This is a genomic window from Bradyrhizobium sp. SZCCHNGR1005 (assembly GCF_032489995.1).
Lineage (GTDB): Bacteria > Pseudomonadota > Alphaproteobacteria > Rhizobiales > Xanthobacteraceae > Bradyrhizobium.
The window spans coordinates 498,055-521,516 of record NZ_JAUEZC010000004.1 but is presented as its reverse complement, the minus strand read 5'-3'; the positions used below and the strand labels follow the sequence as shown (position 1 = coordinate 521,516).

At 60.4% G+C, this 23,462-nt stretch carries 33 protein-coding genes, 1 tRNA gene and 1 pseudogene; 22 read left to right on the top strand and 13 right to left on the bottom strand.

The features are described 5' to 3' along the window. The first annotated feature begins 39 nt into the window (after window positions 1-39). Window positions 40-789 carry a tRNA-uridine aminocarboxypropyltransferase gene (locus QXZ85_RS20230; RefSeq protein WP_315703873.1) on the top strand — a complete coding sequence of 250 codons (750 nt, stop codon included), beginning with the start codon at window positions 40-42 and terminating at the stop codon, window positions 787-789. A gap of 349 nt (window positions 790-1,138) precedes the next feature. Here QXZ85_RS20230 and QXZ85_RS20225 read toward each other — a convergent pair. From QXZ85_RS20225 to QXZ85_RS20195, 6 genes are all read right to left on the bottom strand, one after another. Then, window positions 1,139-1,212, bottom strand: a tRNA-Cys gene (locus QXZ85_RS20225). A gap of 683 nt (window positions 1,213-1,895) precedes the next feature. Beyond that, window positions 1,896-2,327 carry a response regulator gene (locus QXZ85_RS20215; protein ID WP_315703875.1) on the bottom strand — a complete coding sequence of 144 codons (432 nt, stop codon included), beginning with the start codon at window positions 2,325-2,327 and terminating at the stop codon, window positions 1,896-1,898. Beyond that, complete coding sequence (locus QXZ85_RS20210; RefSeq protein WP_315767872.1) at window positions 2,324-2,572, bottom strand: hypothetical protein; 249 nt, start codon at window positions 2,570-2,572, stop codon at window positions 2,324-2,326. The genes QXZ85_RS20215 and QXZ85_RS20210 overlap by 4 nt, the downstream gene beginning before the upstream one ends. A gap of 367 nt (window positions 2,573-2,939) precedes the next feature. Continuing rightward, window positions 2,940-3,443: an NUDIX domain-containing protein gene (locus tag QXZ85_RS20205; protein ID WP_315728967.1), complete on the bottom strand. Its 504-nt coding sequence runs from the start codon at window positions 3,441-3,443 to the stop codon at window positions 2,940-2,942. 195 nt (window positions 3,444-3,638) lie between these two features. Further along, window positions 3,639-5,633, bottom strand: a complete 1,995-nt coding sequence (locus tag QXZ85_RS20200; protein WP_315742104.1) for a glycosyltransferase — start codon at window positions 5,631-5,633, stop codon at window positions 3,639-3,641. Beyond that, window positions 5,615-6,847: an HlyD family secretion protein gene (locus tag QXZ85_RS20195; RefSeq protein WP_315703878.1), complete on the bottom strand. Its 1,233-nt coding sequence runs from the start codon at window positions 6,845-6,847 to the stop codon at window positions 5,615-5,617. Before QXZ85_RS20195 ends, QXZ85_RS20200 begins: the two co-directional genes overlap by 19 nt. A 101-nt stretch (window positions 6,848-6,948) precedes the next feature. On the opposite strand from QXZ85_RS20195, the gene QXZ85_RS20190 reads away from it, so the two are divergent. From QXZ85_RS20190 to QXZ85_RS20175, 4 genes are all read left to right on the top strand, one after another. Next, complete coding sequence (locus QXZ85_RS20190) at window positions 6,949-7,944, top strand: tripartite tricarboxylate transporter substrate-binding protein (RefSeq protein WP_315767870.1); 996 nt, start codon at window positions 6,949-6,951, stop codon at window positions 7,942-7,944. A 359-nt stretch (window positions 7,945-8,303) separates the two neighbouring features. Further along, on the top strand, window positions 8,304-8,492 hold the full coding sequence (locus QXZ85_RS20185) for a hypothetical protein (RefSeq protein WP_315766147.1): 189 nt from the start codon (window positions 8,304-8,306) through the stop codon (window positions 8,490-8,492). 117 nt (window positions 8,493-8,609) lie between these two features. Then, the gene (locus QXZ85_RS20180; RefSeq protein WP_315703881.1) at window positions 8,610-8,750 is read left to right on the top strand and encodes a hypothetical protein; all 141 of its coding nucleotides are present in this window, start codon (window positions 8,610-8,612) and stop codon (window positions 8,748-8,750) included. Then, window positions 8,747-9,097 carry a hypothetical protein gene (locus QXZ85_RS20175; RefSeq protein WP_315767869.1) on the top strand — a complete coding sequence of 117 codons (351 nt, stop codon included), beginning with the start codon at window positions 8,747-8,749 and terminating at the stop codon, window positions 9,095-9,097. Before QXZ85_RS20180 ends, QXZ85_RS20175 begins: the two co-directional genes overlap by 4 nt. On the opposite strand, the gene QXZ85_RS33815 is transcribed toward QXZ85_RS20175, so the two are convergent. Beyond that, a complete protein-coding gene (locus tag QXZ85_RS33815; RefSeq protein WP_409998209.1) occupies window positions 9,094-9,828 on the bottom strand; it encodes an SGNH hydrolase domain-containing protein in 735 nt (244 codons plus the stop codon). The two genes, QXZ85_RS20175 and QXZ85_RS33815, sit on opposite strands and share 4 nt — an antisense overlap. Before the next feature lie 261 nt (window positions 9,829-10,089). Continuing rightward, window positions 10,090-11,193, bottom strand: a pseudogene (locus QXZ85_RS33810) (acyltransferase family protein); the annotation flags it as partial. A 259-nt stretch (window positions 11,194-11,452) separates the two neighbouring features. Here QXZ85_RS33810 and QXZ85_RS20160 point away from each other — a divergent pair. Beyond that, the gene (locus tag QXZ85_RS20160; protein WP_315742106.1) at window positions 11,453-12,064 is read left to right on the top strand and encodes a hypothetical protein; all 612 of its coding nucleotides are present in this window, start codon (window positions 11,453-11,455) and stop codon (window positions 12,062-12,064) included. Between the two features lie 88 nt (window positions 12,065-12,152). Continuing rightward, complete coding sequence (locus QXZ85_RS20155) at window positions 12,153-12,572, top strand: hypothetical protein (RefSeq protein WP_315742107.1); 420 nt, start codon at window positions 12,153-12,155, stop codon at window positions 12,570-12,572. Window positions 12,573-12,786: 214 nt separating this feature from the next. Here QXZ85_RS20155 and QXZ85_RS20150 read toward each other — a convergent pair whose 3' ends face one another. Both QXZ85_RS20150 and QXZ85_RS20145 read right to left on the bottom strand, forming a co-directional pair. After that, on the bottom strand, window positions 12,787-13,029 hold the full coding sequence (locus tag QXZ85_RS20150) for a helix-turn-helix domain-containing protein (protein ID WP_316174732.1): 243 nt from the start codon (window positions 13,027-13,029) through the stop codon (window positions 12,787-12,789). Next, window positions 13,022-13,243: a hypothetical protein gene (locus tag QXZ85_RS20145; protein WP_316174730.1), complete on the bottom strand. Its 222-nt coding sequence runs from the start codon at window positions 13,241-13,243 to the stop codon at window positions 13,022-13,024. The genes QXZ85_RS20150 and QXZ85_RS20145 overlap by 8 nt, the downstream gene beginning before the upstream one ends. A gap of 259 nt (window positions 13,244-13,502) precedes the next feature. Between QXZ85_RS20145 and QXZ85_RS20140 the strand changes: the two genes are divergently transcribed. The 5 genes from QXZ85_RS20140 to QXZ85_RS20120 all read left to right on the top strand — a co-directional run bounded on the left by QXZ85_RS20140 (window position 13,503) and on the right by QXZ85_RS20120 (window position 17,318). Then, the gene (locus QXZ85_RS20140) at window positions 13,503-14,207 is read left to right on the top strand and encodes a hypothetical protein (protein WP_316174728.1); all 705 of its coding nucleotides are present in this window, start codon (window positions 13,503-13,505) and stop codon (window positions 14,205-14,207) included. Window positions 14,208-14,500: 293 nt separating this feature from the next. Beyond that, window positions 14,501-14,680: a hypothetical protein gene (locus QXZ85_RS20135; protein WP_316174726.1), complete on the top strand. Its 180-nt coding sequence runs from the start codon at window positions 14,501-14,503 to the stop codon at window positions 14,678-14,680. Window positions 14,681-14,719: 39 nt separating this feature from the next. Further along, window positions 14,720-15,238, top strand: coding sequence for a hypothetical protein (locus QXZ85_RS20130; protein ID WP_316174725.1), 519 nt, complete (start codon window positions 14,720-14,722; stop codon window positions 15,236-15,238). A gap of 372 nt (window positions 15,239-15,610) precedes the next feature. Next, window positions 15,611-15,799 carry a hypothetical protein gene (locus QXZ85_RS20125; RefSeq protein ID WP_316174723.1) on the top strand — a complete coding sequence of 63 codons (189 nt, stop codon included), beginning with the start codon at window positions 15,611-15,613 and terminating at the stop codon, window positions 15,797-15,799. Window positions 15,800-16,826: 1,027 nt separating this feature from the next. After that, entirely contained in the window at window positions 16,827-17,318 is a 492-nt protein-coding gene (locus QXZ85_RS20120; protein WP_316174721.1) for a hypothetical protein, read from the top strand. A 398-nt stretch (window positions 17,319-17,716) separates the two neighbouring features. On the opposite strand, the gene QXZ85_RS20115 is transcribed toward QXZ85_RS20120, so the two are convergent. Together QXZ85_RS20115 and QXZ85_RS20110 are read right to left on the bottom strand one after the other, a co-directional pair. Continuing rightward, entirely contained in the window at window positions 17,717-18,352 is a 636-nt protein-coding gene (locus tag QXZ85_RS20115) for a hypothetical protein (RefSeq protein ID WP_316228790.1), read from the bottom strand. Then, window positions 18,352-18,639, bottom strand: a complete 288-nt coding sequence (locus tag QXZ85_RS20110) for a hypothetical protein (RefSeq protein WP_316174719.1) — start codon at window positions 18,637-18,639, stop codon at window positions 18,352-18,354. The genes QXZ85_RS20115 and QXZ85_RS20110 overlap by 1 nt, the downstream gene beginning before the upstream one ends. A 62-nt stretch (window positions 18,640-18,701) precedes the next feature. Here QXZ85_RS20110 and QXZ85_RS20105 point away from each other — a divergent pair, with 62 nt between their 5' ends. From QXZ85_RS20105 to QXZ85_RS20065, 9 genes are all read left to right on the top strand, one after another. Continuing rightward, window positions 18,702-18,965: a hypothetical protein gene (locus QXZ85_RS20105; RefSeq protein WP_316174717.1), complete on the top strand. Its 264-nt coding sequence runs from the start codon at window positions 18,702-18,704 to the stop codon at window positions 18,963-18,965. Between the two features lie 66 nt (window positions 18,966-19,031). After that, complete coding sequence (locus tag QXZ85_RS20100; protein WP_316174715.1) at window positions 19,032-19,250, top strand: hypothetical protein; 219 nt, start codon at window positions 19,032-19,034, stop codon at window positions 19,248-19,250. 13 nt (window positions 19,251-19,263) lie between these two features. After that, complete coding sequence (locus QXZ85_RS20095; protein ID WP_316174713.1) at window positions 19,264-19,650, top strand: hypothetical protein; 387 nt, start codon at window positions 19,264-19,266, stop codon at window positions 19,648-19,650. A gap of 3 nt (window positions 19,651-19,653) precedes the next feature. Then, the gene (locus tag QXZ85_RS20090) at window positions 19,654-20,001 is read left to right on the top strand and encodes a hypothetical protein (RefSeq protein ID WP_316174711.1); all 348 of its coding nucleotides are present in this window, start codon (window positions 19,654-19,656) and stop codon (window positions 19,999-20,001) included. Window positions 20,002-20,010: 9 nt separating this feature from the next. Further along, window positions 20,011-20,229, top strand: a complete 219-nt coding sequence (locus QXZ85_RS20085; RefSeq protein WP_316174709.1) for a hypothetical protein — start codon at window positions 20,011-20,013, stop codon at window positions 20,227-20,229. Between the two features lie 23 nt (window positions 20,230-20,252). Next, entirely contained in the window at window positions 20,253-21,038 is a 786-nt protein-coding gene (locus QXZ85_RS20080; RefSeq protein ID WP_316174707.1) for a hypothetical protein, read from the top strand. Further along, the gene (locus QXZ85_RS20075; protein WP_316174706.1) at window positions 21,035-21,223 is read left to right on the top strand and encodes a hypothetical protein; all 189 of its coding nucleotides are present in this window, start codon (window positions 21,035-21,037) and stop codon (window positions 21,221-21,223) included. Before QXZ85_RS20080 ends, QXZ85_RS20075 begins: the two co-directional genes overlap by 4 nt. Then, entirely contained in the window at window positions 21,223-21,405 is a 183-nt protein-coding gene (locus QXZ85_RS20070; RefSeq protein ID WP_316174705.1) for a hypothetical protein, read from the top strand. Before QXZ85_RS20075 ends, QXZ85_RS20070 begins: the two co-directional genes overlap by 1 nt. Beyond that, the gene (locus tag QXZ85_RS20065) at window positions 21,383-21,769 is read left to right on the top strand and encodes a hypothetical protein (protein ID WP_316174703.1); all 387 of its coding nucleotides are present in this window, start codon (window positions 21,383-21,385) and stop codon (window positions 21,767-21,769) included. The genes QXZ85_RS20070 and QXZ85_RS20065 overlap by 23 nt, the downstream gene beginning before the upstream one ends. A gap of 132 nt (window positions 21,770-21,901) precedes the next feature. On the opposite strand, the gene QXZ85_RS20060 is transcribed toward QXZ85_RS20065, so the two are convergent. Continuing rightward, complete coding sequence (locus QXZ85_RS20060; protein ID WP_316174701.1) at window positions 21,902-22,681, bottom strand: hypothetical protein; 780 nt, start codon at window positions 22,679-22,681, stop codon at window positions 21,902-21,904. 312 nt (window positions 22,682-22,993) lie between these two features. On the opposite strand from QXZ85_RS20060, the gene QXZ85_RS20055 reads away from it, so the two are divergent. After that, window positions 22,994-23,446 carry a hypothetical protein gene (locus tag QXZ85_RS20055; protein WP_316174700.1) on the top strand — a complete coding sequence of 151 codons (453 nt, stop codon included), beginning with the start codon at window positions 22,994-22,996 and terminating at the stop codon, window positions 23,444-23,446. Window positions 23,447-23,462 lie beyond the last annotated feature (16 nt).

The following is a 23,462-nucleotide window of genomic DNA, read 5'->3' as shown; positions in this document are numbered from 1 at the left end:
CCCGTTGTCGGATCGCGACACTCGGCCTATAGCCGGGAAATGTCAGATCCCAAAGAACCTCTCGTCGCGGACCAGCTTGGCGAACATCCCGATTGCCCACGCTGCCAGAAGCAGATGCCGCTCTGCATTTGCGACAGCGTCACTCCGATCGCGAGCCGCCTTTCGCTCCTGATCCTGCAGCATCCGCAGGAGCAGGACCGGGCGCTTGGCACCGCACGGTTGGCCGCGCAGCATTTCGAAAAAGCCGTCGTTCGTGTCGGCCTGTCCTGGCCGAGCCTAGCCAAGGCGCTGGGCCGCCCGGTGGCGGATCCGGCGCGCTGGGCGGTTCTGTATCTCGGGTCGGCCAAGGCTGCCGATCTCGATCCGGACAGTGAGGTTGTCGCGCTCACGCGCAAAGGCGAGGTCGCCGAGAACCAGCGCGGCGTCCTGAAAGGGATCGAAGGCGTGATCCTGCTCGACGGTACCTGGAGCCAGGCCAAGGCGTTGTGGTGGCGCAATCCCTGGATGCTCAAGTGCCAGCGCGTGATCTTGGGTCCGCGCTATCCGTCCCGCTACGGCCGTCTCCGTCGCGAGCCGCGCCGCGATGGGCTGTCGACCATCGAGGCGGCTGGGATGCTGATCGGCGCACTGGAGCACCGCCCGGAGATCGCCGCCACGCTGAATGCGAGTTTCGAACGGATGCTGTCACGCTACCGCGAGGTGCAGCGGGTAAATCCGGAACTCACGCCGCCCCCCAAGCCCCGGAGGAATCGGGATCGGCGTCATAAGCGCGCGGTATCATCTCTTTGATGGAGCACGATCTTTTCAGAAAACCGGTTTCCACTTTGCCGGATCGTGCTCCAGGGACCATCGGTACGCTTTTTGCATTGCAGCATAAGGCGAGGATGGAGCCTATGCAGCAAGACGATAAAGAATCCAACGTGGTACAGCTGCGCGATTACGCGCAGAGGCGGACCCCCGGGGGGCGCCGCGACACGGCCGCGCCGTGCTGTTCGGCCTCGCAATCCGGGCGGTTGCTGACATGGCCGCGGTTCCGGGCCGCGTATCCCGGCGGGATCGACGATCTTCCCGTCTGAGCGCGCCGGAACGAGCCTCGACGCGGCCGCAGGAGATGGTTCTAAGTCATTGAGAAGATTGATGGAGGCCACGACCAGAATTGAACTGGTGTAAACGGTTTTGCAGACCGCTGCGTAACCACTCCGCCACGTGGCCCCATTCAGGGCGGTTCAATACAGGCGATCAGTGGGCTAGGCAACCATTCTCGCCGCCATCCGGTGCCGGTTCCCCGGATTATTCGTGCCGCCTCTCGGACCGGAATACTGATCGCCACGCGCGACCGCCAGCGGCCACGCCTCGTTCAATCAGCAGGCCGCATGCCAGCCGTCAGGAAACGGGATCAGTGGCCAGGGGGTCTGATTGTCGTTCGCGGCTTTGGGCAATGCGAAAGATCTCGAGGGCACGCGCGGCATCGTGACGATCTCTTGGTGGGCCTGGGGCTCCGGCGCAATCGCCGTTCGCACAACGTCCAGCAATAACTCGTACTCAACTTCACCCATGATGCCCTCACGCCATTCGCGTGCGCACCATCGCAAAACAGTTCTTTCGACCGGTTGAGCGATTCGCTCTAATTCTAATGATCTGTCGCCGATCCGGGCATTGGTTACCGGCCACTTCACTCTCGCGCTGACGTTAGCGGAGGTCAAAGATCGCAGCACGTGAGTAAAATCACATTTCCCCGGGAACATTTCACCGCTCCTGGATCCGGAAGCCCCCCGAACGGATGGGACGCGATGCGCGAGCCGATCGTTAGCGGGCACGTGATCGGGACGAGAATGCAGCCGAGTGCCGACCGATCCCGCCCCGGCAAGCAGCGCCCAGCACCAGGGTAGGCCCGTTCAGTTCGAAGTCGTTGTCGGCCAAGTCTGCATCTCGCCGGCGACAATCGCGGCAGAGGAGGGCAGGATCTCCTGCATGAGCTGTGCGAGGTCGTTCGGATCGAACGGCTTGGCCAACCTGTAGAGACCCGGCACTCTGACCGACATGCCGAGAAAGTCGGGCGCGCCACGCCCGGATTCCAGAACCATCGCCGACATCATGACGATTGGCATGACGGGCCAAACCGCCCGCGCTGCCCGCATCACGTTGCTGCCATCGATCCCCTGAAGGTTGAGGTCGATGAGAGCGGCGGCGTATTCGTCGTTTGCCACCGCTGCAAGGGCCGCCCTGCCATCGGTCATGGCCGTAACAGCATAGCCCTGCCTGATAAGCAGATGCTGGATCATGCAGCAGATCCCCACCTCGTCGTCGACGACCAGGATGTTCCTCATGATACCCTCCGGATGAAGGATGCTTCGCCGGCTCGGTCCACGGTTGCCAGCACGTCGACGATATCGAACGGCGCTTGCTGGGCAGCAGTGGCACCCACCTTGATGGCCGCGCCGACCGCGGCCGGATCCCCCTGTCGGCAATCGGTGAAGGCGTAATGCGATGGGGCGAGGGTGGGGTCGATCTTGATGAATTCCCGGATGGTGCCGGGTGCTCGATCGTGGTCGATGACAAGGATGGTGGGCATTGGCCACCTCAGTGTCAGCCAGACTGAAGGACACACGCGACGAGCGGGTCGCTGAGATTGACCTAGCTGCATCGCCAAGACTTGCAGCCTGAATCAATTGTTCCTGTTTTGCAACCAGAAGTTTTGTGATGCGCGCGGGCGTTATGTTGCCGCGCTCGTCAAATTCCGCGTTTTATGCACCCTAGCATGCAAAGGTGCGTGTCATTTTGCCTGTAAGTTGGCCGGACTATGCCGGTGCTGCGCGGCAGACTAACGGCAAGACGATTAATCGCAGGCAGAATGGCCTCTTTCATTCGAGCAGGCACCGCGGTCGCGCCTTGTTTCCCTCTTCAAGCGACTGCAAACGGGCGAGTTCATTGCCATGGGTTCAGCCCTGAGGCCGCCAGGTTGGCCGAGCAAAGAACGGCGCATTTTCCCTCGCGAACGCCTGCCGTGAGATGATGCGGCTCGACGGCGACACCGAAAGGCTCTGCCACTCGATCGGATCGACAAAGCGGAGGGTTGCGATCTCGTCACCATCGGGCGTCAGCGCACCGCCGATGATCGACGCTTCGAATGCGATGACGGTGTAGTAGGTGAGGTCGCCGTTCGGATAGCGGATCAGAAATTCCGGCCCGCCGAACACGCCGATCAGCCGTTCCGGACGGGTCAGGAGCCCGGTCTCTTCGAAACATTCGCGCATCGCCGCATCGGCAGGATGTTCGTCGGGATCGATCGCGCCCCCAGGCAAGGTCCATAGGCCGGTCTCGGCGTCGAGCCCCAGCAGCAGCCGATTCTGATCGTCGAAAATCGAGATGGAAACAGCCGTCGTCGCCAGAAGGTCGTGGCCGATCTTGTCGCGAACGGCCTTCATATGGGCAGAAATAGGCATGGGCGAACCGAGCTCCGAGCAGGGGCCTCGCTTGCCCGACTGCTCACAGGGCGTCAAGTACATTGGCTGGCAGCGATGCGGAATCTTCGAGGTCGAGATCGAACCACATCGTCAAGCGAAGTCCGATGTCCACCGCCCGCACCGCATCGTATCCTTGGCGAGAAATATCTTCGCCGAGCCCAACCTCGAAAGCGGCTACACACCTATCGCAGTTCGGCCGAAAGCCCGCTTCCACAATCCGCGCATGATCGCAAGCGTATCGAGCGTGCGAATCTCCTGCGAGTAGTCTCCGGTATAGAGCTTCACGATCAGGCGATCACGTGAAGCCGCATCCAGTTCGTGCGTGAACCGGATCGAGGTCTTCCGTGCCGCCCCTCTGGTAATGCTCTCGATGCGGGACGGGAGAGGAGGAAACCCGGCGGCTTCGATGAGGATATTGTCGCCGACGGAAAGCGGCTCGTCCTGCAAAACCTCCAGAGTGCCGGATTCCAGCGACATGCTGATGAGTCGTCCGGGAACACGTCCCCGATTGGATCGTGCGCTGGCCGGTTCACCAATAAAGAACGCCACTACTGGTACGCGAGGCTTCTCGAAACAAATGAGGGCAGCGATCACGAGCAGCACGACGTTTGCTCCCGCCCAATACATGGCGACGACCGAAAACTCGCCCTTGCGTATGGTCGACCATTCAGGAACGATGTTGATGATGACGCCGAGCACGGTAAGTGTGACTAACACTGAGATGCAGGAAAATGTGTATCCGTCAAAATAGCCCTGGCCGGCTCCGCTGCCTTTTGGGGTTACCCTAAAGGGAGCCCCGAACGGCTTGATGAGGGCCATGATCACCGTGGGCAGCAGGCGAAACGTTGCAAACACACCGACGGCGTTCGACACGACAGGTAAATATCGCGATGGCGTGATCCATTTCATGAGGAGGAAGTAGGCCAGCAAGACTGGCATCTGATAGTAGATGATGTCTTCAGTCGAGGTGAAAAAGAGCGGAGCAACTCCGGTCCACAGAAAGACAATGGGAACTATCAGGAGACAGAAGCGGACGATGTACTGGATCAGCCAGCTCGTCGGCATGAACATGATGCGCTGCAGGAGAGTCAGGCCGGGCCCATGGACGGGGCCATTTTTCACGAACAGGCTCTGGATTCCCCCGAGGCACCAGCGGCTGCGCTGAATGAAATAGCCCCTGAGGTTCTCTGCGGCCAGACCCATCGACAGCCGCTCGTTCAAATAGCGTGTCTTGTAGCCCTTGTTCAGCATTTCAAGCGTCGTGAGCAGGTCCTCGGTGACGGACTCGGTGGGAATGCCTCCGATCGCCTCGATCGCTCGTCTGCGAATGATCGAGCACGAGCCGCAACAGAAGGAGACGTCCCATGCGTCCCGGCTCGCCGCCAGCTCGTCGAAGAACAGCCGCTGCTCGTCCGGCCAGACGCGCTCAATACTAAGATTCGATTGGATGGGATCCTTGTTGAAGAAGTGCTGCGGTGTCTGCACAATGCCGATTGTCGGGTCGCGAAAGAACGGTGCCGTCCGGCGGAGAAATTGCCGGTAGGGGACGAAGTCGGCATCGAAGATCGCGACGAATTCGCCGGACGAAATTCCCAGGCCATGGTTCAGGTTTCCGGCTTTCGCATGTGAATTGTCCGGCCGAGACACGTAGATGGCTCGCTTCTCCTCGCACAAGACTTTCAGCCAATCCCTTTGCTTGTCGTCGAGCACATAGACCCTGAATTTGTCCTTCGGATAATCGAGCGCGAGGGATCCGACGATGGTGCGTTCGAGCACGTCGATGGGCTCGTCGTACGTTGGGATAAAGACGTCGATGGTCGGCCACTCTTCCTGCGGTCGCGCCGTGAACGCCGCCTGCAGCCGGTCGGCTTCGGCGCTGCGCTCGACGTAACGGCTCATGATGAGGAGAAAGAGCGCAATCTCGGCAAATGCCAGCAGTTCGATGGAAAAAAGAAACCACACCCAGTAGAACGTCAGACCGCCATAGGGATAGGGCAGGACGGTGTCGTGAAAGCGCCACCAAAGGTACCGCAGCGAGACCAGCAGCACAAAAGTGCATGTGATCGTCCGCACCCAGGTGCGCTGGCGCGGCGAATTCAGGACAAAAATGAAGAATACCGCCGCAACCAGCAGCGTCGGGCCGAATGGTTCTAAGTAATACTGAACCATATCGACCTCAACCAACGCACAATCGGGAGCGAGCGGGTCTTGAACCGGACCTGGACGGAACGTCCGATCTGGCAGAAGTTTGGATAATCTGAATTCAGCGCCGATTGAGGAAGGCCTACGCGGATACGTGCGTCCTTGCCGCGGCTCTGCGGAGGTTTCGCCGCAAGCACCACATCGTCGACCACCGCCGCGCTGCCGCGCACCGACAGGACCCTGCCCTCAAGCACATCGGAGCGACCGAACAGCCGGATCTGCGCCTCGCGTCCGGGGTAGATCTGGTCGTAATCGACTTCCGCTACGAGAATGTCGACGAACAGGTCGCGGCAGTCCAGCACCTGCATAAGCTCATTGCCCGCGATGACATGGGAGCCCTCGACCACATTGCTGCGCCAAACGACCCCGTCGAACGGGATTCGCAAATTCACGTATCCCAATGTCCGGTTGCGTTCGTGTTCTTCCTCTTGCTGCGTGGAAAGCTGGACGATGCGGGCTTTGAGGTCTCGCTCGCTGAATTCCAATTCGGCAAGCTGGATGGAGATCTCGTCGATCCGCTGCTGGGAGTAGGGCACATCATTGCGACCCTCGCCGATGAAGATACCTTTCCTTACGGAATCGAGCTGCAGGGTCAGTCTGTCCAGTTCCATATCGGCGATGGTGCGTGCGTTTTCGGCGCCGACAGAGGCTGCCCGCGCCTGTTCGACCACGGATTCGGCCACGATACCTGTCACCCCCAGCCGCTGCTTTCTGGTGAGGTCGGACGCGGCCGCCACTCGCTGCGCCATCGCCGTGGTTATTTGTTGACGTCGTATGTCGATTTGCTGGGTCAGATTCTGAATGCTGGCCTGCTGATATTCCAGCCAACGTGTATGAAGTTCCTCACGGAGGGCCATTAGTTGGGTGCGCCGGGCGTCCATGGCCTGGAGCCGCTGCCGTGCCGCCTCGAGCTCTGCGCTCATCTGGACTTCAGCCGTGCGGACGATCTGATCGTTTCGGATGCCCAGCAGTTCAGTTCCTCCCGTCAGGGCAGTCCCGATTTTGGGCGGAGTAACCGTTACAGTGCCGTCAATGGGAGCTGAGATCACCGTGATAAGTGCGTTCACGGTTCCATCAAGACTCGTATAGCCGGTCAGTGTCGGCAGGATCGCAACGGCGGCGCCTCCCAACAACAAAATGCCGACTGTGATACGAACGGACCGCCGGTTCCATAAAGCCATAATTCATTATCGACTGATTTAGAGTGGTTCCATTGATTTGGATCAACGTCTGATTGTGCTAATTTTGAATAGTTGGTCCGAACCGAGCGACGGGAAGTCACATGATTTCGACGGCACGGCTTCTGCTGGCTTTTGTGACCATTCTGGGTGGAGCGCTTTGGGCTACTGAGCCTCGCAGCGAGGACAGCGACTATCCCGCCCGCAGGATTACCCTCGTGGTGCCCTGGATCCCGAGCGGTCCGCGCGATGCGGTCGCGCGCGTCATCGCCGGCCATATGTCTCTCCTATTGCGACAGGAAGTGGCGGTGGAGAACATCGTGGGGGCGGCCGGCTTGACCGCTTCGCTGCGTGTAAAGCAGGCTGCGCCGGATGGATATACATTGTTGATGGGAAACACTGGCACCCATGCGGCTGCACCGGCGTTGTACCCTAACCTTGCATACGATCCTCAAATCGATTTCCAACCGATCGGGCTGGTGGCGACCTCGCCGATCATCATCCTTGGGCGAGGGGATTTCCCTGCCGCGGACCTCAACGGGTTCATCAATTACGTGAAGACGAACTCTCACAAGCTCGATGAAGGACATGCGGGCGTCGGTTCCGTTCCTTTTATCGCATGCGGTTGGCTCAATCATGTGCTCCACGCGACTCCGCGCCTTGTCCCGTACGAAAGCGCCACGGCCTTGATGGATGCGGTGGCCCGCGGCCGCATCGATTACACGTGCGATTCGACCATAATTGCAGCGCCTCAAGTCCATGCCGGCAAGGTCAAGGCCTACGCGATCGCCGCGCCGTCGCGCAGCAAGACCCTGCCGGATGTCGCGACTACAAAGGAAGGTGGGTTGCCGGAATATGAGTTGTCCGTGTGGTACGCGATGTTCGCCCCGAAGGGGGTCTCAAATATCATCGTGGAAAAGCTCAATGATGCGCTGTCCAGGACGCTGGACGACGAAACGGTGCGCAACCGGCTGATCGAGCTTGGGGGCACTGTTCCTGACCGCAAACAGCGCGGCCCGGAAGCACTGACTGGATTTGTAAGGGACGAGACGAATCGCTGGACGGCCCGCATCCAGGCGGAACGTCTCGATGTAAACTAGCGCGGTCGCCAGCGCCGGCCCGACGCCGGGGATCGGTCCAGCCGTTTGCTCGTCGCGCTTGATCGATGCCGGCCGATGATGCATCGATCGAACTCCAGGATTCGGGCCTTCGGGGCTCGCAATTGACTGCCGGAGAGCAGCAAGACATGTTTTCCTTGCCACCGCCGCCCCAGGGGAGGGGGCGTATTGGATCGGGCCGACTGGTCTATCTTAGGACCCTCCTCCCTCAGCACACATCCACCCGCGCAGGGCGATCCATCCATGGGACTCGGGGAGTCTCACCTTGGAGGCCCATCTTTCCAGGAGGTATGTTTTCCTAGGAGGACTCATTTTGGGAGTCTCCCGATGGAGTCGACCAGATGACCCTGCATGAGCAGTTGATTGAGGAGATCAGGGAGCGCTTGAAGGACCTGAAGGGCGCCGGAATGGTTGACCCGATGGCCATAGCGAATGAGTTGGTGGGGTCGTACTCCTTCGCGTTCGAGGAAATCCGCGCTGTTGTGATCAAGGAAGCGGATGCGGCGGGCATCCCTCTGGTAGCCCGTTGATCGTCCCGATGACTGACTTAGATACCCGAGCCGCGCAGGTTCGCCTGATCGCCGAGGGCAGTCATGGGCGCGTTGTCGAGCGGGACGGCGATATCATGCGGATTGAGGTGCCGACTGATGTTGCGCCGCGGCCTTGCGGGCATCTGGGGCATGGGCGGCTTCTCGGCGCAGTTCGTTGGCCAGACCACGCGGGACGCGCCGCGCCGGGTTCGCAACTCGCAGACCGAGGCGATCATCTTTTGTGAGGGCGATTCGTGACGACGGCGTTCTATCGGTACGACGTCGACCTCAGACCGCGTCGGGAAGGCGTCCAGCAGCCTCTGCCGTGCGATATCACGGTGTCGAACACGTTCGGCGATTTGATCCATTTCAACGGCGGCGAAGCTGGCACGTTCTCTGGCACGATAGCGCCATCCGGTCCAACCATCGTCGGGCAGTTTATTCACCTCAAGGCAAAGGCTCGCGCGACGTTGGGGACGCAACCGACGACAACGGGTTATTCCAGCATTGGTGCCTCGATGATCGAACAACAGCCGCTGCTGATTACCAACGGCCTCTCGGTTCCTGGAACGGCGACAACCGTGAGTGGTGGATTGGTGATCTAGGGAAGCGTAAGTGATGTGGCACGCTCCTGTTGCGCGTCATCCGCGCCAAGTCGTTCCATGATCAGCGGTCCAAGCTGCTGGCGGGCGAGCCAGACCGATGCGAACGGCCTCAAATGCCCGTGGTCAAAGGTAATCATGCCATCGCGAGGATCATTGCCGAGAAAGGTGAGGCACCCCTCTGAATTGCAGAAGGGTTTTCTCTCGTCGATGAACTCGAACGGCTCATCGCTTCGCAGCGCGGCCTTGAACTTCTCGTCCAGTGCGGCGAGTTCTTCATCCTGGTGACCTGGAATGTACCGCGGCATCTGGGGCCAATATTCGTTGAGGATGATCTTATAAAGATAAGGCTTCCAGTGTGGCCGCTCACTGAGCAGGAGGACGTGCTTCACGCCATAGCCCTTGATCATCGCCGAAACCTTGCGGATGGCGTCGATCTCATACGAGTTGTTGGAGTTCATGACCACAACGTCCGGCGGATCGGCCTTGATGCGCTCCATGGCGAAGTGGTTGGCCATGGCACAGTGATGTATCTGGACGATGTGAGGAACCAAATAGCCGGGCTGGCATCCGGAACTGAAGATAAGAAGAACCGAGATGTCTTTCGGCAGCACCTCGCGCAGCCCGTAGTAGAGATCAGCGGCAATTGAATCGCCGAAGAGCAGAACGCTTTTGGCAGAATGCTTGGTGTAACAGTCGGGATCGATCGCCGCGCGTGGGACAAGGGTCGGCATCTTGGCATCCCATGCATAGAAATTGCATTGGTTCTGTCCAATTTGCGCCCGTTCATCGAGGTGGCCGGTTCCGTTCAGATAGCTCTCGAAGTAGGCGGCATATAAGCTCCTGTTTCGGTTCAGGCGCGAAGGCAGCCCGCCGAGCGCGACATCGACAACGCCGACTATCGCGACCGCGGCCATGGTCGCTGCCACCGCTGGAACGATCGAGCGCTGCCGATAACCGAAACGGATCGGTCGCTCGATATAGCGATAGGTGAGCCAAGCAAGGCCGACCGCGGCCATCATCAAGCCGGCGCGGATGGTCGCCGGTGGTGTACCGCCATGGATATGGCGGGCGAATGCGAGCAGCGGCCAATGCCATAAATAGAGGGGATAACTGATCAGGCCGATCCAGACCATCGCGGGATTGGAGAGCAATAGTCGGTTCAGCAAAGCTCCCGGGCCAGCAAGGATAATGAAGTAGCTTCCGACGACTGGCATCGACGCCCACCAACCTGGGAATTCGTGCTGGCGCGTGATCACCAGGACCGAGGCGCCGATCAGTCCGATCCCGGTGATTGAGAGAAAGTCCCGATAGAGCTTTTCCTTGTCGATGCTGCCCCGCTCGAAAAGAACCGAGCTAATGACCGTCGCCACGCTGTTTTCGAGCCATGCGGCCGGTCGCGGGGCGGCAAACGACACTCGCGCCAGGATGCTGCCAGCGGCGAGCTCCCAAAACCGAGCGGCGGGAGAATAAAACGCAATCACCTGGTTCGCGGGCGTCATCATGATGCAATAGACCAGCGAAGCGACAAAGACCGCGGCAAATGCAAATAGGGTGAGGAGGTTGAGACGCCATCGCGAGGCGATCCAGATGAGCGCTGGCCAGAGCAGGTAGAATTGCTCCTCGATCCCAAGCGACCACAGATGCAACAGGATCTTGGTCTCCGCAGCGACGTCGAAATAGTTGGCCTCTTGCTAGAGTGCAACGTTGGAAACGAAGGCGGCGCCCGCAACCGTGTGCTTACCGAGCAGGCGGTAGTCATCCGGCAAAAGGATAAAGGCACCAGCCGCAAGCGATACCGCCAGTACGACGGCGAGCGCGGGGAAGATGCGTTTGATGCGGCGCGCGTAAAACGTTGCGAAGCTAAAGCGATCCTTGGCGATACCGTTGATGATGATCGATGTGATCAGAAAGCCGGAGATCACGAAGAAAATATCGACACCGACGAAGCCGCTGCGCAGCGCGCCCGGAAACGCGTGAAAGATCACGACCGATAGTACGGCGATGCCGCGGAGCCCATCGATATCAGGGCGATAGTGGCCCGCATAGTTGGTAGCCGGTCCGAATGCGGACACACTGCTTTTGTCGGTTCCGTGCATGTCGAGCGGCCCCCTGTCACTCGCGCGCACCGAAGGTCTAGTGCTGCGCCCCCGCCGAGCCGTCGTGATCGCCCGAACAGGGGTCAGGCATAGCATCTCAATTTGGGAGCATTCAATCCTTGCGGGTCGATCTGCCGATGCGCACCTTTCTGGGAGTTTTGCTAGAATATCAAGATTTTTCAGTGGGGTACCGCGATTTGAAGAGTTCGCGCCCTCCGCGTTCGTCACAAAAATCGTCCCAACAATGAGGCAGATCAAGATGATCGACCTGCACGGGATCTCGCAGGAGACCTTCGACGACGCCGTCGGCTACGAGGTGACCAGCCGCGATGTCTATGAGAAGCGTTGCCGGTGCCTGACCTGGCCGAACCCGCAGTCGGGGCCGACTGGCGCCATCGGCCATGATTTCGGCCAGGCGAGCCGAAAGCAGATCGCGGCCGATTGGGAGGGACAGATCTCCGACGCCGAGCTCTGGGCGCGCCGTTGTCCTGCGCCGGCGTCACCGGGCCGCGCGCGCGATCTGACGCGGCAGCTGCACGGCGTCGTCGACATTCCCTGGGATCTCGCGCTGGAGGTCCACGCGGCGTGCGACCTGCCGCGCTACACCACGATGTGCCGCGCGCATCTGCCGGGCTATGACGCGCTGTCGCCGTATTGCAAGGGCGCGCTGTTCTCGCTGGTGCTCAACCGCGGCGCCTCCTTCGACAAGCAGGGGCCGCGCTATGCCGAGATGCGCGACATCAAGGCCGCGATCAAGCGCGGCGATCTCGCCCGGGTGCCGGCGCTGCTGCGTTCGATGAAGCGGATCTGGAAGGGCACGCCTGATGAGAAGGGCCTGTCCGCGCGGCGCGAGAAGGAGGCGCAGCGCTGAGAGAGGGGGGGTCCTCGAGAACGATCCGGAGCAGCACGCGCGGCTGCCGGATCTGGCCGAGGTGCCGGATCCGGAGCTAGTTGCACGCGTGCAGCAGCAGCTGAAGAACATCAGGCTGTTCCAGGTCGACAGCGGCGATGGTTCGATGACGCCGAAAGGCAGGACCGAGGGCGCTATTCTCGACTTCCGCAATCGCGAGGGCCTGCCGCTGGCGCCGACTATCGACGACGAATTCCTGACCCGGCTGGCCAAGGCGCAGCCGATCGATGTCGCCGAGCACCGCGCCTATGCCACCTTAGAGGCCGCCGCCATCGAACATCTTGTAGGATTTTTGGCCCTGGGCTTGGCTCCCTTGATCTTGTTGTCGGTCAGCAGCTTCTCGGCCATCTTGTGCGCCCTTCTCGTTAGGCTTCCACTCGCTGGGGGCCTTTTGGAGAATAGGCCCCGAAATTGGGGCACAAGAGGCAGAGGCCCCCACCAGAGGCCCCACGGTTTCCCGCGGATTTGAACGGCCAGAGACGGCTCGGAACGGGATTGATAGGGAAAAACCGAGTGTTTTCAGGGCGCTTCAGGCGGGTTTGAAAGGAATTGAACGGGGGATTTGGCCTGAAAAGAGCTCTCTGGCTCCCCGGGCTGGATCACCTTTCGGTGATCCAGCCCTATTCTGACAGTGTTCGCGGTACGCGGGCAATTTATACCCCCAACTTTGCCCGCGCCTCGGCTCACTGATTCGCCTGCCGCTGACGGCGAGGGCCGGACCCGCCGACGGGCTTCCATTCGGGCAGGTTGGAGTTCATCGCGTCGAGGCTGTCCATGTCGATCAGCGTGGTGCCGTGGCGCTTGTAGGCCTTCACCTCTCCGGCGGCCAACCGGACATAAAGCTGGCTCTTGCTGATCTTGGCGTACTGGCAGGCTTCCTTGACGGTGCAGATGCGCGGCTTGGGCCGCGCGACCGCGTTACTCATGGCTGCCTCCGATGTTCGCAAAGATACCCCCATCGAGGAAGTCCACCAATTGGTCGAGGAGGGCCATCAGACCAGCGGCATCACCGGCTTTGGCCATTGCTCGTGCGTCCTGGCGAAACTCCTCCCAGAGTCGATGGGACTCACGCCTTTCATGCTCGGCGCGCGGCTTCGCAGCGGCCAACTGCTCTTCAGCGGCCGCGAAGAGAATACTCATACTCCTGTCTCAGGTTTGAAATCGTCCAATGTCGGACAATGTAGTTTGTAGTCGATCGCGCGTGTCCATGGAAGGCGCGACGTCAAATTGACTGTCGATAGGAGAGCTCGCAGGCGCAAGAGTCAAATCAGCTTACTGTTCAAGCGGTTATCGACGCTCCGCTTGATCGAGATGCGACAGAGGCGCATAAAAAGGCCCCGGAGACGGCGATCTCCAGGGCCAAAGAAAACCGACACGCACCCGCTAAAGAGCGTTCGATATGAGTAGACGTACAGTCGCGGCATCGAGCAATCAAGAGAAGATTGCACGTCATCAGCCGGACCGCTTCGCCCGCGACAAGGCTGGCAATCGCATCAAGCTGGAGATCGGCGAGCAGCGCAAGCGCGGCCGCAAGGTGCCGCTGGCGACCCTGCGCTGCAATGAGCTGGATCGCTTCCTCGCCGATCGATACGGCCTGATACTGCCCGACGACGACGCCGGCCGCGCCGACGCGATGATCTATCTCAGCCATCTGACCCACCGCGAAGGGATCGACAGGCAGCGCGCCATGCATGCGTGGCTCGATGAGCACGCGCCATGGCTTGTCGACGACGAACGCAGCGGCGCCATCGCCAAGGCCTTCCGGCTCATGACGAAGTACAAGCCCGACACGCTGGCCGATCTGCTTGGATTGACCTATGCGCGCCGGCAGCGCCTCAAGATCACGACGATTGGCGCAATCGACATGGACAAGGCCAAGCGCGCCGAGCTGCGCAAGGCCAAGGCCCGCGAGCGCATGCAACGCCTGCGCAAGGTGGAAGGCCGCCTGTCACACGACGACTCCATCTCGAAGATCAAGCCATGGGAAGCGGCAGGCGTCAGCCGCGCGACCTGGTACCGCCGGAAGAAGGCAAAATCACCTTATGCTGCGAACACAATTGTCTCACCGATTTCCCATGCCGTCGTCCGCATCCGGTTGGTGTGACATGAGACAGTTCTGTTCGCAGCATAATCTCTATCATTTGCTGCGCACAAAGTTGTCTCACCCAACTGCCAGGAGCCAAGACGGAACTCCAGCGTGTGACGGTAGGCGGCTACGCCCGCCGGACGTCACGCGCGCTTGGTGGATCATATCGGCCTGTGACGCGCTCTGCGGTGCCTGTCGGCACACGCGCATCACGGTCAGACAGCTCGTTGCTGGGATAGAATCTCTATCACCGGACTCGTAGCCGCGCGCGAGGCCAATCTTCTCGCATGTCACAGTGTCACGGACGTCACATGATCACGCTCACCACCTCGGCCAAGCACGCCATGCTGCTCGACATGGCCAAGCGCCGTGCGCCGAGACAGTCGCGGCTCAGGATGCTCGACACCATCGGGCGACAACTCGATGAGTATGGGACTATGACGAGCGCGCAGCTTCAGTTGTGCCACACGACACTGACGTCAAGCCGCTGAGGCCTTGGTGTTGCTATCTATCACGGCTATCATCGTGCCATGGGCTCACTTACGAACATCAGACACGAGCAGTTCTGCCGCATCATGCTGACAGCCGCAGCGAAAGGGCTGTCGCAAGCTCGCGCGTACCAGCTCGCCGGATACGACGTCGACGACAACACCGCTCGCATGGCTGCAAGCCGCCTGATGACGAGGGATAGCATCCGCATGCGTCTGGACGAGCTGCGGCGGCCAAAAGAGCAGAAAGTGAAGGCAGACGCGGCCTCGCTGATCGAAAAATCCGAGGTCGTCTACACGCGCGCCGTCGAGAAGGATCAACTCGCCGCGGCCCGTGGCGCGATTGAGCTACAAGGCAAGTTGTCGGGCGCGCTGGTCGATCGGGTTGAGATCGGCGAGCCGGGCGCATTCGCTGGCCTTACGCGGCCGGAGGAGATCGTCAGCGCGGTTCTGGCCGACAACGAAGATGCTGCAGGCTGGCCTGAGACGCTACGATGGATGGCCGACGAGATCGAGCGGCAACTCGGCGATCGGGCGCGCGTAGTCGGTTCGGAGGGATAGAGTTGGGGGCATATTTCAAGAAAGAGCAGAAAGCCAAGCAGTTTCAATGTCGATCTGCTCCTCACCCTGGAGCATGTTCTCTTTCCTTCGGGAAGCGGAACGCCGAGGCGCTAATCGACGCCGCCCGTGTTGCCGCCGCACCAGGGCAGGCCGGGCATGCCACCCGCCCGCCGCCCCCCTGCCGGGACGGGACCCAGGCCACCGGACCCCCTGTGTGGAAAACACCTCCTGGTGAAAAATCTGAGGACCCGCCCTGCTGCCCCCACACCTGCGCAGATGGGACCCGTTTTCCAGGAGGTGCATCTGCGCGGATGGGACCATCTTTGGAGTCCCGCATTAGCAGGGGCGTGGTTCCAACGGGAAGGGTGACAAGTGACCGACCGAGAGCAGTTGATCGAGGAAATCAGGAAGCAGTTGAAAGCCTTGAAGGAGGGCGTTGGGTCGCCAGATTCGCTGGCGATGGCGCACAAGTTGGCCAAGTCGTACTCGTTCCCGGTTCAAGAAATCCGCGCGATTGTCCGCAAGGAGGCGGAAGCGGCGGGCGTACAATTAGTCGACTGATGCGCGTGATCCAGGTCACGGCACGCCAGAGTTCCAGCGGCGCAACATTGCGCCGCTCGAAATCAATTACTTTGTCCGGGTCGGCCCGAATGGGCCGCGTCGTTGTTGCGGTCGCAACTCAGGGCATGCAACGCTGCTAGCGGATGGGACTCGTTAATGTGAATTTGGGGGCGGCCCGCACAACTACACGGCCATGCCCCCGATGTTCTCGTTGAGCTATCGACACCTATCGCCGTCCTTGGGCTTGCGCTTGATCAGCTATGCGCTCATAGTTCGGGGCAGGTTGATCGAGCGGTTTCTCGCACCACCAGCGTCCAGAGTGACCAGTGCCAATGTGCCCGTGCCCTATGTGGCCAGCGGCCAAGTGCGAGCGTCCAAAGTGGCCAGCGAAAGCGAGCATCAACCTATGTCCTGGTGTTGGGGCAGGTCAACACGACACATAACAACACGACAATTGCTCGGTAGTGATGTGCCGGGTGTGGTGTGGCGAGGGGCCGCCGGAATGACCACCCGGCGGCCTTTTCCGTTTTTGATGGTCACCGGCCTGCCGCAGGCCAGCCTCGCCGCACTTCGCGTGGGACATGCAATGGGCTTCCATCTTCCGTGGGCGGTGTTCGAACCATCACTGCATCGTCGTGTAGCTCAACGTGCGGACCCGTAATCTCGCGGACGAGAATATCGAAGGCCGCACAGTCCACAAAGCAAGCAGAATGACGCGAGTTCTGCGCGTTATCTAAGCGACCATGCGGCAAATGTGTGCAGTGCAACAAAATGCGCAGGCGCGGCCCGCAGGCGAGGCTTGCGGACCGAGCGGATTCGGGGTGTACTTCAGATCGGGGTAGGGGGAGCGACAGCGTCGGTCATGCACCGACGCGCCGCATCATCTGGGGCGCAGGTGCACGTGATGGCTAGCCTAGTCACACAACCGCGTGAGATTGTCGCGCGACATTGCCGCCGCCCGCCCTGCTGTTCATCAAGCATACATAGCTGCTGATCCATGCGAGCTGGTTCGCCCCAGGAACGTCGCTTGCTGATCCTTTTGGGATTGGCTGTGCTGCTCGTTTTTCTTCTATCGACGGCAGAGCTGTACACCAATCCTTCATCGGATTCCGCGAAAATTTACCAACTGTTCCTGGTTACGTTGGCGGGCAATTGGAACCCAGTGAAGGAGCTGGGACCAACGTGGAACGCGTTCTCGGGCGCGCTTGCTCTGCTTGTGAACTGGGGTCCCCTGATCGCGTTGATCACCCTATTCTGGAACGTCGCTTACCTGAGACAGGAGCAGAGAATGAAGACACTGACCTTGATCGACATTCTAAACGATCTAGTCGAGGCTCGGGTCGAAAAGGATGTCGCCACCGAGTTCGACTTTTCTGGTGAACGTCGCAGGCGACTGCAGGAGATTGTGGCAAACGCCGTCAAGGAGACGCGGGAGCACTGGGTCAGCGGCACCATTGACAGTCTACTTCCAGCGGGCAAGGCGACGAAGTTTCGCGAGGACCTTCTGCGCGACTACTGACACGCAAGTCTGAAGACCGAGAGTGATTTTTAAATGACGTAGATGAAGGCGATGGGCCACGGGGGACCCATGAATTTTGATGACCTGAACGGTATTGAGAAGTTGGCTCGGAAGCTTAAGGGACGTGGCATGACCGATGATCAGGTGCTCGACGAAGTCTGCTGGGTCTTCGGCTGCGACCGACATAGCGTAAAGTCCATCCTTCAGGGGAAAGGAATATTGAGCTAATTCTCGCGCGTCGCGGCTGCTCCGAATTCATCAGCTCCGTCAGACCTCTTGTCGGCGTCTTCCGATGTCATCGGCGTACACTCCCAATTCAGCGAGGGGCAAAACAAGAGACTCTCAATGGCGCCGCTGATGTTCGCTCCGACTCGATTAGAGATTACTCTGACGCTTCACTAGACAGCAGGCGTGAGCGCTTGCCGTTGTTGGACGACATCGGTTGTAGCTCGCCAGTGTTTGGTCGGGAGCAGCTCAATGAGGTCATGCTCGCTGCGGACGGCGGCCTGGAGCGCGAGACGAGCAAGAACAACAACGTCGTTGCACCAACTCTCACGCATGGCGAGGGCGGCGCGCTGGATCATGTCGCCGGGGAAGCCGATCGGGGCGCCCTTCGCCTTCCATGCAGGACGCGGCTTCTGAACGATATTCCGCACCTTCGGCGATGGGAGTTGCAAGCTCCTCTGCCAGCCGTTGATGATGCCGTGCGGCGTCGTAAACCGACGGCGCTTGTTTTCGGGCAGGGCGTCACGCCACCCCGCAATCGCCTCCGCATGTTCGGCCATCTGCATCGCGTAGAACTGGTCCATGCGGCTGATGTCGCCGAGGCCATGGTCGGAAAGCCAGCCATTCATCTGCAGCGAGTAGTTCGGCCCTCTCGGCTCATTGACCTTGGCCCGGATCATCGCTTCTCGGCGCCCGATTCGGCAGGCGCAACCGACCGCGCACCAGTCCTGGAATGACATCTGCTCGCCCTGACGGATGCGAGCCATGGCCTCGCGCCCCTGCGCGATGATGTCGTTGTCGCCGACCATCATCCGATTCCGACCTGGAGCGCCGTCACCGTAACACTGCCGCCCGTGCTGTTGCTGGTGAGGCGCCATGCTGCGACGGGGCATGTTGAGATCGCGCCGATTTGATTCTGTGACGACGTGACCGGCCCGCCGATTGCGCTCGCCGAGAAGACGGTCGGGCCCGCTGAAGAAGGGAAGACGTTGATCGGATCGTCCATGGTGACGTCAATCTGGTAGGTCGAACTGAGCGAAGCCACGCGGATGCCAAACCCGATCTGGATCGGGGGCTGTCCTTGCCAGTTGGTCAACTGCCATGGGCTTGATCCCGAACTACTAACAGTGACGTAACGCGGTTGCACACCCGTCTCCTATGACACAAGACGGCGCGTTGCATGCCGCCAGCTCCGGGTATAAAATGCGCTTATGTGATGGCAAGTTCAAGAAAGAACAGGTTATGAGCGATCTGGAACGCTCTGCTGCTGCGATCGCCGCAGCAGAAGCAGAAGTCCGCCGAGCAACCGCGGAATATCGGCGCGGCGGTTCACCCACCAAATTGAACAAGGCCAACGATAGGCTCGCGGACGCTTGGAGCGAATATCGCGATTGCTCCGGCGGGATCGTGCCCAGGCACTGACAGTGCGAAGGGACGTTGAGGTCGGTGCTGACGCCGATCGCGACATGCAGAGATCAGGTTGAGGTCATGGCCAAGAAGCCGCGCTTTCCGATCAAGCTGGAATTCTGGACAACTCCGGAGCAATACGCCGCTCTCGAATTGCTCGCCGAGATTTCGTTGATTGATCGATCGGACCATCTTCGGCAGGCGGTCAACATCTACCTGATGCAGCAGGGCGCAATTGCTGCTGTTCGGCAGCAGCAATCAAATGGCGCCGAACCCGGTGCACCGGGCAAGGCAATCTGACAGGAGCGTTCCGATGTCTTACAGCTATGAAGCAATTCTGACGGCGCAAGCGCAGCGCATTGAGGCCGAGCGAGCCGAGCAGGTGGCCGAGTTGGAGGCGGGCCGTATGTCCGAGGACGCCGATCGGACCAACTACGCGGCGAACCGCATTCTTGAGCTTGACGCGCAGCATGCCATGCTGGCTCAGCGCGCGAATGCGTATTTCGCTCAAGCCCCCGCGAAGCGCCAGAACCCGCATGGCCTGACTGACGAGGAGATGCAGGTCGCGTCGAATTTCAGTCAGAACCCAAACCTGTCACACGAGCAGAAACTCGAGATTTATTCACGCCAGAAGGCGCGGTACGTCCAGATGCGGCGCGACGGCAGCTATCGCGACGACCAGGGCACGGTCCGGAGGTGAGCCATGGTCTTGACGCTCAAGAGCAGCCGCGTTGCCGAGGTCTACATCGTTGAGCTTGAAGCCAATGGCGACAAGCGCATCGCCCGCGCGACGCAGATGAACAATAACCCGAAGCAATGGTCGGCGCAGATCGAGCATCCAGCAGGTGTCCGACCTTGCAGCAACATCTACGGCACGCGCGGCGATGTCGCCGTGGCGCTCGCTGAATATCTCAACCGCACCCGCAGCTCGTATCTGCAGCAGGCCGGGCGCGGCCATCGGCCGGAGCAGCGCGTGCGTGATGCCAACGTCCGCGTCGACGAGTTCGGACAACCGATGGAAGTCACGAACTTCCAGACCCGCAGCCGATAGGAGAGACTGATGTCCCGACTCCAACGACTCCGCGAATACAGGGCGATCAAGGGTCCGAGCGGGGAATCCCGTAACCAGTCAACGCTGGACTATTGGGCCGACTACGCCAGCGAGAACAGCTACACAAAGCGTCCCAGCAAGCCCAAAGCGGGCGGGCAGGGCCGGACCGACAAGAATCACGTTGGCGGGAACGACTATATGCCGAACGTCCGCCGCGTCAGCACCTGACCTCAAGCCCCCTTGGTGACCCGATGGTGACCCGTCGGAAGTATCGGAAGCCGCTGGCGTTCAAGGATGGAGGCGTCGTGCCGGTCGTTGACCATGCGCCGCCGCCAGGTACACCGTCCGAACCATCGGCAGATGCCGCGACCCATGCCGAACCGGAAGATCGGATCAAGCAAGCGCTTGAGGCGCAGCGCCGCGCCGAGGAGCTGGCGAAGCAGCCGCCGCCGCGCCCGCCCACGATCTCCGAGCAGATTGACCGCATCCCCGGCATCAGCGAGTTCAAGCGCGAGACGCTGCGGCAGTATCCCCGGCTTATGGACCCGTCCATCGCGCCGCTGGCGTCGCGGCATTACGCGGCGGCCTTGGCGGACGGTGTCGCCGACGACACGGAGCAGATGACGCATCGCATCGTCGGAGGCGTCACGGCCGACCTTGAGCTAATCGAGCGGACCCGTACAGGGGCGCTGCGGACCGACCCGGCATCGACGGCGGCACCTGCGTCGGCTCCGGTTGAGCGATCTCCCGTCCAGGCGGCTCCGCGACCAGCGGCGCCGCTACCGCGATCTATCGCTCCGGCTCGCCGAGCCATTCCAGTTTCCGCCCCCGTGTCGCGCAACATCCCATCGTCGACCGGAGGGCAGCAGAGCGGGGCGATCACGCTGTCTGCAGAGGAACGGGCCATTGCCCGCAACTCCTTTGGAGCGGTCAGCGGGCTGCGACTGCCCGACGACGAGAAAGAACGGATGTACGCCGCGAACAAGCGACGTTACCTGGAGATGCTGGCTTCCGGCCAATACGGAGGGCAGGGGTGACCTACAGCGACAATCCCCGCATCAACGAGGCCGTCGATCTCCTGATGCACGACCGGATGAGGCATCCTTGGTGTCCGGCCGGGGTGCCAAGCTGGCCACCCAAGACGCGCGCGGAGATCATCGGCGCCGTCCGAGATGAGTTCGGCGTGGTGGCGGCCGGCGGGGTCAAGATCACGGTTCACTGATGGCCATCCCGACCGCCAAGGATTTCGAGTTGCGAGCCATCGACGAGATCATGGCGAACGTGGCGACACGGCTTGTCACGCTGCGTCACACGCCGGGACGGAAAGATGTCCCCGGCCTGCGCGTGGTGTTGCAGACCCTCGTTGATAAGGTGATGGCCTATGCCCACGATTGCGAGCAGTAAACCGAGGCATGTCCCCGGCGCGCAGTTCGCCCCGCGCAAGAGCGAGGCCGAGCGGTTCGCCGCTCTCAATCGATGGGTGACAGCTCGCGGCGGCTGGATCGTGTCGCTCCCCGGCGCCGATCCGGTCGTGGTCGAGTGTCTGCCCGGATCGTTCCTGATCGATGAGCTGACGGAGGCGGGATATGAACTGACACCGGCCGGAGAGGGCGAGCGCATCATTCCCGGTCAGATCGTGCAGAGGTTCGCGACGGGAGCAAGCGGCGCATTGGAGCCGCTGACAGCCGAGTCGACCCGGCCGATCGCGGTAACGACGACTCACGCGGGGATCATCCGCGTGCTGCGTTTTGCGATTTCTGTGTTCTAGGGCAGGCCGCCTGCGTACCAATCAATACCAAGGCCGCTTGCGAGTGTGTCCGCACTCCTCCTGAGAGCAAACCGCAGCTTGGCTAGCCGCTCAGGCCCGCAATGGGGCATAATGTACCCTTATTGTCGATCCCTAAGAAAGCATGGGAAACTGATCAATTGGGAGCGCCGTATCGCCGCGCTTCTTGTACTCAAGAAATCTGTTCATCAAAATCCAAGAACGTTCAACGATTTCGGTAGTGACCGTACCCGGAATGTGCGTCCGATCGCCGTGGCGAGGCCCCCGAGAAGCGTTCGTAATAGACTGGATGTAATCCTTGGAGGCGTTGAGCGCGATCTGCATTCGCTGCCAAGCTTTATCGCGTGGGATGTTTTCGTTAGCGATCATCTCTCGCAGACCCTCAATGGCCCGCGCACAATTTGTGGACGAAACATGAGGCAGAATGATCGAGTCAATCAGATCGCGAAGACAGGGGAATATGCGATGGTCCTTCAGAACCCTTTGAAGGACGTTGTTGAAATGATTACTGGCGAGATCGGCACTCGGTCCTAGACTGAAGGCAGTACAGTATTGTGAAAGACGGAGTTCCATAGGTACGATCGGCGTGGTGACGCCGCTGGCGTCCGTGAACTGTTCGATCAGCACTGTAAAACCATACCCGGTCGCAAACGCGGCTAAATCGACCGTGGTTCGAGCGATGTCAAAGGCCCGCATATACACTGGGACAAAATGCCTTTCGTGATCGAACCGAGGTAGAGCGCAGGTTATTTCAACCCGTGAAGCAGAAATCGAGACATCGATATCGAGATCGAGGTCGATGGTTTGATCCTTCCAATTCACTCGCGGGTGTTCGGCGATGTCGAGCTTCACAGCATCTGGAAAAACCCGGCCGAAGAATTTCACTGTCGGCATAATCGACTCCTTAAAACCAGATTCTATCTGATAGGGCGGGCCCGAATCCAGGGCCAGTGGGATCGGTTTCGAGGCCAGCGACGGGCGGCAAGTCGTCATTTAATCCGCCCTGCGGCAGGTCAGCTCTGGCCAGAGGGCCAGCATGGCGTTTGGAATTCCTAACACCCGCTCCAGCTTTGACCACGGTTCGCGCATGGCTGCTCAGGGATGCTCTTGGGACTTCACATTACCATGGACGGCGAATAAGAATTGGGCTCTTCAGCTGGGTGTTTCCAATTGCCGCCACTCCAATATTGGTTTTCCGGCGCCGCCATGGGCGCGCTCTTGGCCCTCATTGTCAGCATCACGACATTGAGCTGGGCTTGGTTTTCGGCAGCGCGGAATGAATATAAGTCGTCACAGTCGACCGAGGCGGCAGACCGCGAAAAAGCTCGTCTTGCCGTGATCCGATCGAACCTTCAGTCCTTTTACATTGAAGGCGGGTCTCTCTTGGAAAAGCCGGTGCCGCAAGGCGCAAGCGCTGAGGTGATCGCGCAATACACGGAGGAAGCCGGGGCGTGGGCCACTAAGGCGAATACTTGGATAGGCACCGAACTTGGCATGGCGGCTTCGGCTAGGTTCGTCGATCGCACAGCCTACCCCTCAAGGCTTATGACCGGAGTTGATCCCGCCGTCAGCAACGCCAAAATGTTTATCGCCGATCTTCGTCAAAATCTTGCGAAGATGATCGAGACCAACGCTTGGGACGCAGGAGGGGCGAAATAGCCTGGACGGTCGCAAG

What these genes read in the sequence shown, in the direction of transcription:
- QXZ85_RS20230 (WP_315703873.1), top strand. Translation starts at nt 40, where the DNA reads ATGTCAGATCCCAAAGAACCTCTCGTCGCGGACCAGCTTGGCGAACAT.
- QXZ85_RS20215 (WP_315703875.1), bottom strand. Translation starts at nt 2,327, where the DNA reads ATGAGGAACATCCTGGTCGTCGACGACGAGGTGGGGATCTGCTGCATG.
- QXZ85_RS20210 (WP_315767872.1), bottom strand. Translation starts at nt 2,572, where the DNA reads ATGCCCACCATCCTTGTCATCGACCACGATCGAGCACCCGGCACCATC.
- QXZ85_RS20205 (WP_315728967.1), bottom strand. Translation starts at nt 3,443, where the DNA reads ATGCCTATTTCTGCCCATATGAAGGCCGTTCGCGACAAGATCGGCCAC.
- QXZ85_RS20200 (WP_315742104.1), bottom strand. Translation starts at nt 5,633, where the DNA reads ATGGTTCAGTATTACTTAGAACCATTCGGCCCGACGCTGCTGGTTGCG.
- QXZ85_RS20195 (WP_315703878.1), bottom strand. Translation starts at nt 6,847, where the DNA reads ATGGCTTTATGGAACCGGCGGTCCGTTCGTATCACAGTCGGCATTTTG.
- QXZ85_RS20190 (WP_315767870.1), top strand. Translation starts at nt 6,949, where the DNA reads ATGATTTCGACGGCACGGCTTCTGCTGGCTTTTGTGACCATTCTGGGT.
- QXZ85_RS20185 (WP_315766147.1), top strand. Translation starts at nt 8,304, where the DNA reads ATGACCCTGCATGAGCAGTTGATTGAGGAGATCAGGGAGCGCTTGAAG.
- QXZ85_RS20180 (WP_315703881.1), top strand. Translation starts at nt 8,610, where the DNA reads ATGTTGCGCCGCGGCCTTGCGGGCATCTGGGGCATGGGCGGCTTCTCG.
- QXZ85_RS33815 (WP_409998209.1), bottom strand. Translation starts at nt 9,828, where the DNA reads ATGCCGACCCTTGTCCCACGCGCGGCGATCGATCCCGACTGTTACACC.
- QXZ85_RS20160 (WP_315742106.1), top strand. Translation starts at nt 11,453, where the DNA reads ATGATCGACCTGCACGGGATCTCGCAGGAGACCTTCGACGACGCCGTC.
- QXZ85_RS20150 (WP_316174732.1), bottom strand. Translation starts at nt 13,029, where the DNA reads ATGAGTAACGCGGTCGCGCGGCCCAAGCCGCGCATCTGCACCGTCAAG.
- QXZ85_RS20145 (WP_316174730.1), bottom strand. Translation starts at nt 13,243, where the DNA reads ATGAGTATTCTCTTCGCGGCCGCTGAAGAGCAGTTGGCCGCTGCGAAG.
- QXZ85_RS20140 (WP_316174728.1), top strand. Translation starts at nt 13,503, where the DNA reads ATGAGTAGACGTACAGTCGCGGCATCGAGCAATCAAGAGAAGATTGCA.
- QXZ85_RS20135 (WP_316174726.1), top strand. Translation starts at nt 14,501, where the DNA reads ATGATCACGCTCACCACCTCGGCCAAGCACGCCATGCTGCTCGACATG.
- QXZ85_RS20130 (WP_316174725.1), top strand. Translation starts at nt 14,720, where the DNA reads ATGGGCTCACTTACGAACATCAGACACGAGCAGTTCTGCCGCATCATG.
- QXZ85_RS20115 (WP_316228790.1), bottom strand. Translation starts at nt 18,352, where the DNA reads ATGGTCGGCGACAACGACATCATCGCGCAGGGGCGCGAGGCCATGGCT.
- QXZ85_RS20105 (WP_316174717.1), top strand. Translation starts at nt 18,702, where the DNA reads ATGACACAAGACGGCGCGTTGCATGCCGCCAGCTCCGGGTATAAAATG.
- QXZ85_RS20100 (WP_316174715.1), top strand. Translation starts at nt 19,032, where the DNA reads ATGGCCAAGAAGCCGCGCTTTCCGATCAAGCTGGAATTCTGGACAACT.
- QXZ85_RS20095 (WP_316174713.1), top strand. Translation starts at nt 19,264, where the DNA reads ATGTCTTACAGCTATGAAGCAATTCTGACGGCGCAAGCGCAGCGCATT.
- QXZ85_RS20090 (WP_316174711.1), top strand. Translation starts at nt 19,654, where the DNA reads ATGGTCTTGACGCTCAAGAGCAGCCGCGTTGCCGAGGTCTACATCGTT.
- QXZ85_RS20085 (WP_316174709.1), top strand. Translation starts at nt 20,011, where the DNA reads ATGTCCCGACTCCAACGACTCCGCGAATACAGGGCGATCAAGGGTCCG.
- QXZ85_RS20080 (WP_316174707.1), top strand. Translation starts at nt 20,253, where the DNA reads ATGGTGACCCGTCGGAAGTATCGGAAGCCGCTGGCGTTCAAGGATGGA.
- QXZ85_RS20070 (WP_316174705.1), top strand. Translation starts at nt 21,223, where the DNA reads ATGGCCATCCCGACCGCCAAGGATTTCGAGTTGCGAGCCATCGACGAG.
- QXZ85_RS20065 (WP_316174703.1), top strand. Translation starts at nt 21,383, where the DNA reads ATGCCCACGATTGCGAGCAGTAAACCGAGGCATGTCCCCGGCGCGCAG.
- QXZ85_RS20060 (WP_316174701.1), bottom strand. Translation starts at nt 22,681, where the DNA reads ATGCCGACAGTGAAATTCTTCGGCCGGGTTTTTCCAGATGCTGTGAAG.
- QXZ85_RS20055 (WP_316174700.1), top strand. Translation starts at nt 22,994, where the DNA reads ATGGGCGCGCTCTTGGCCCTCATTGTCAGCATCACGACATTGAGCTGG.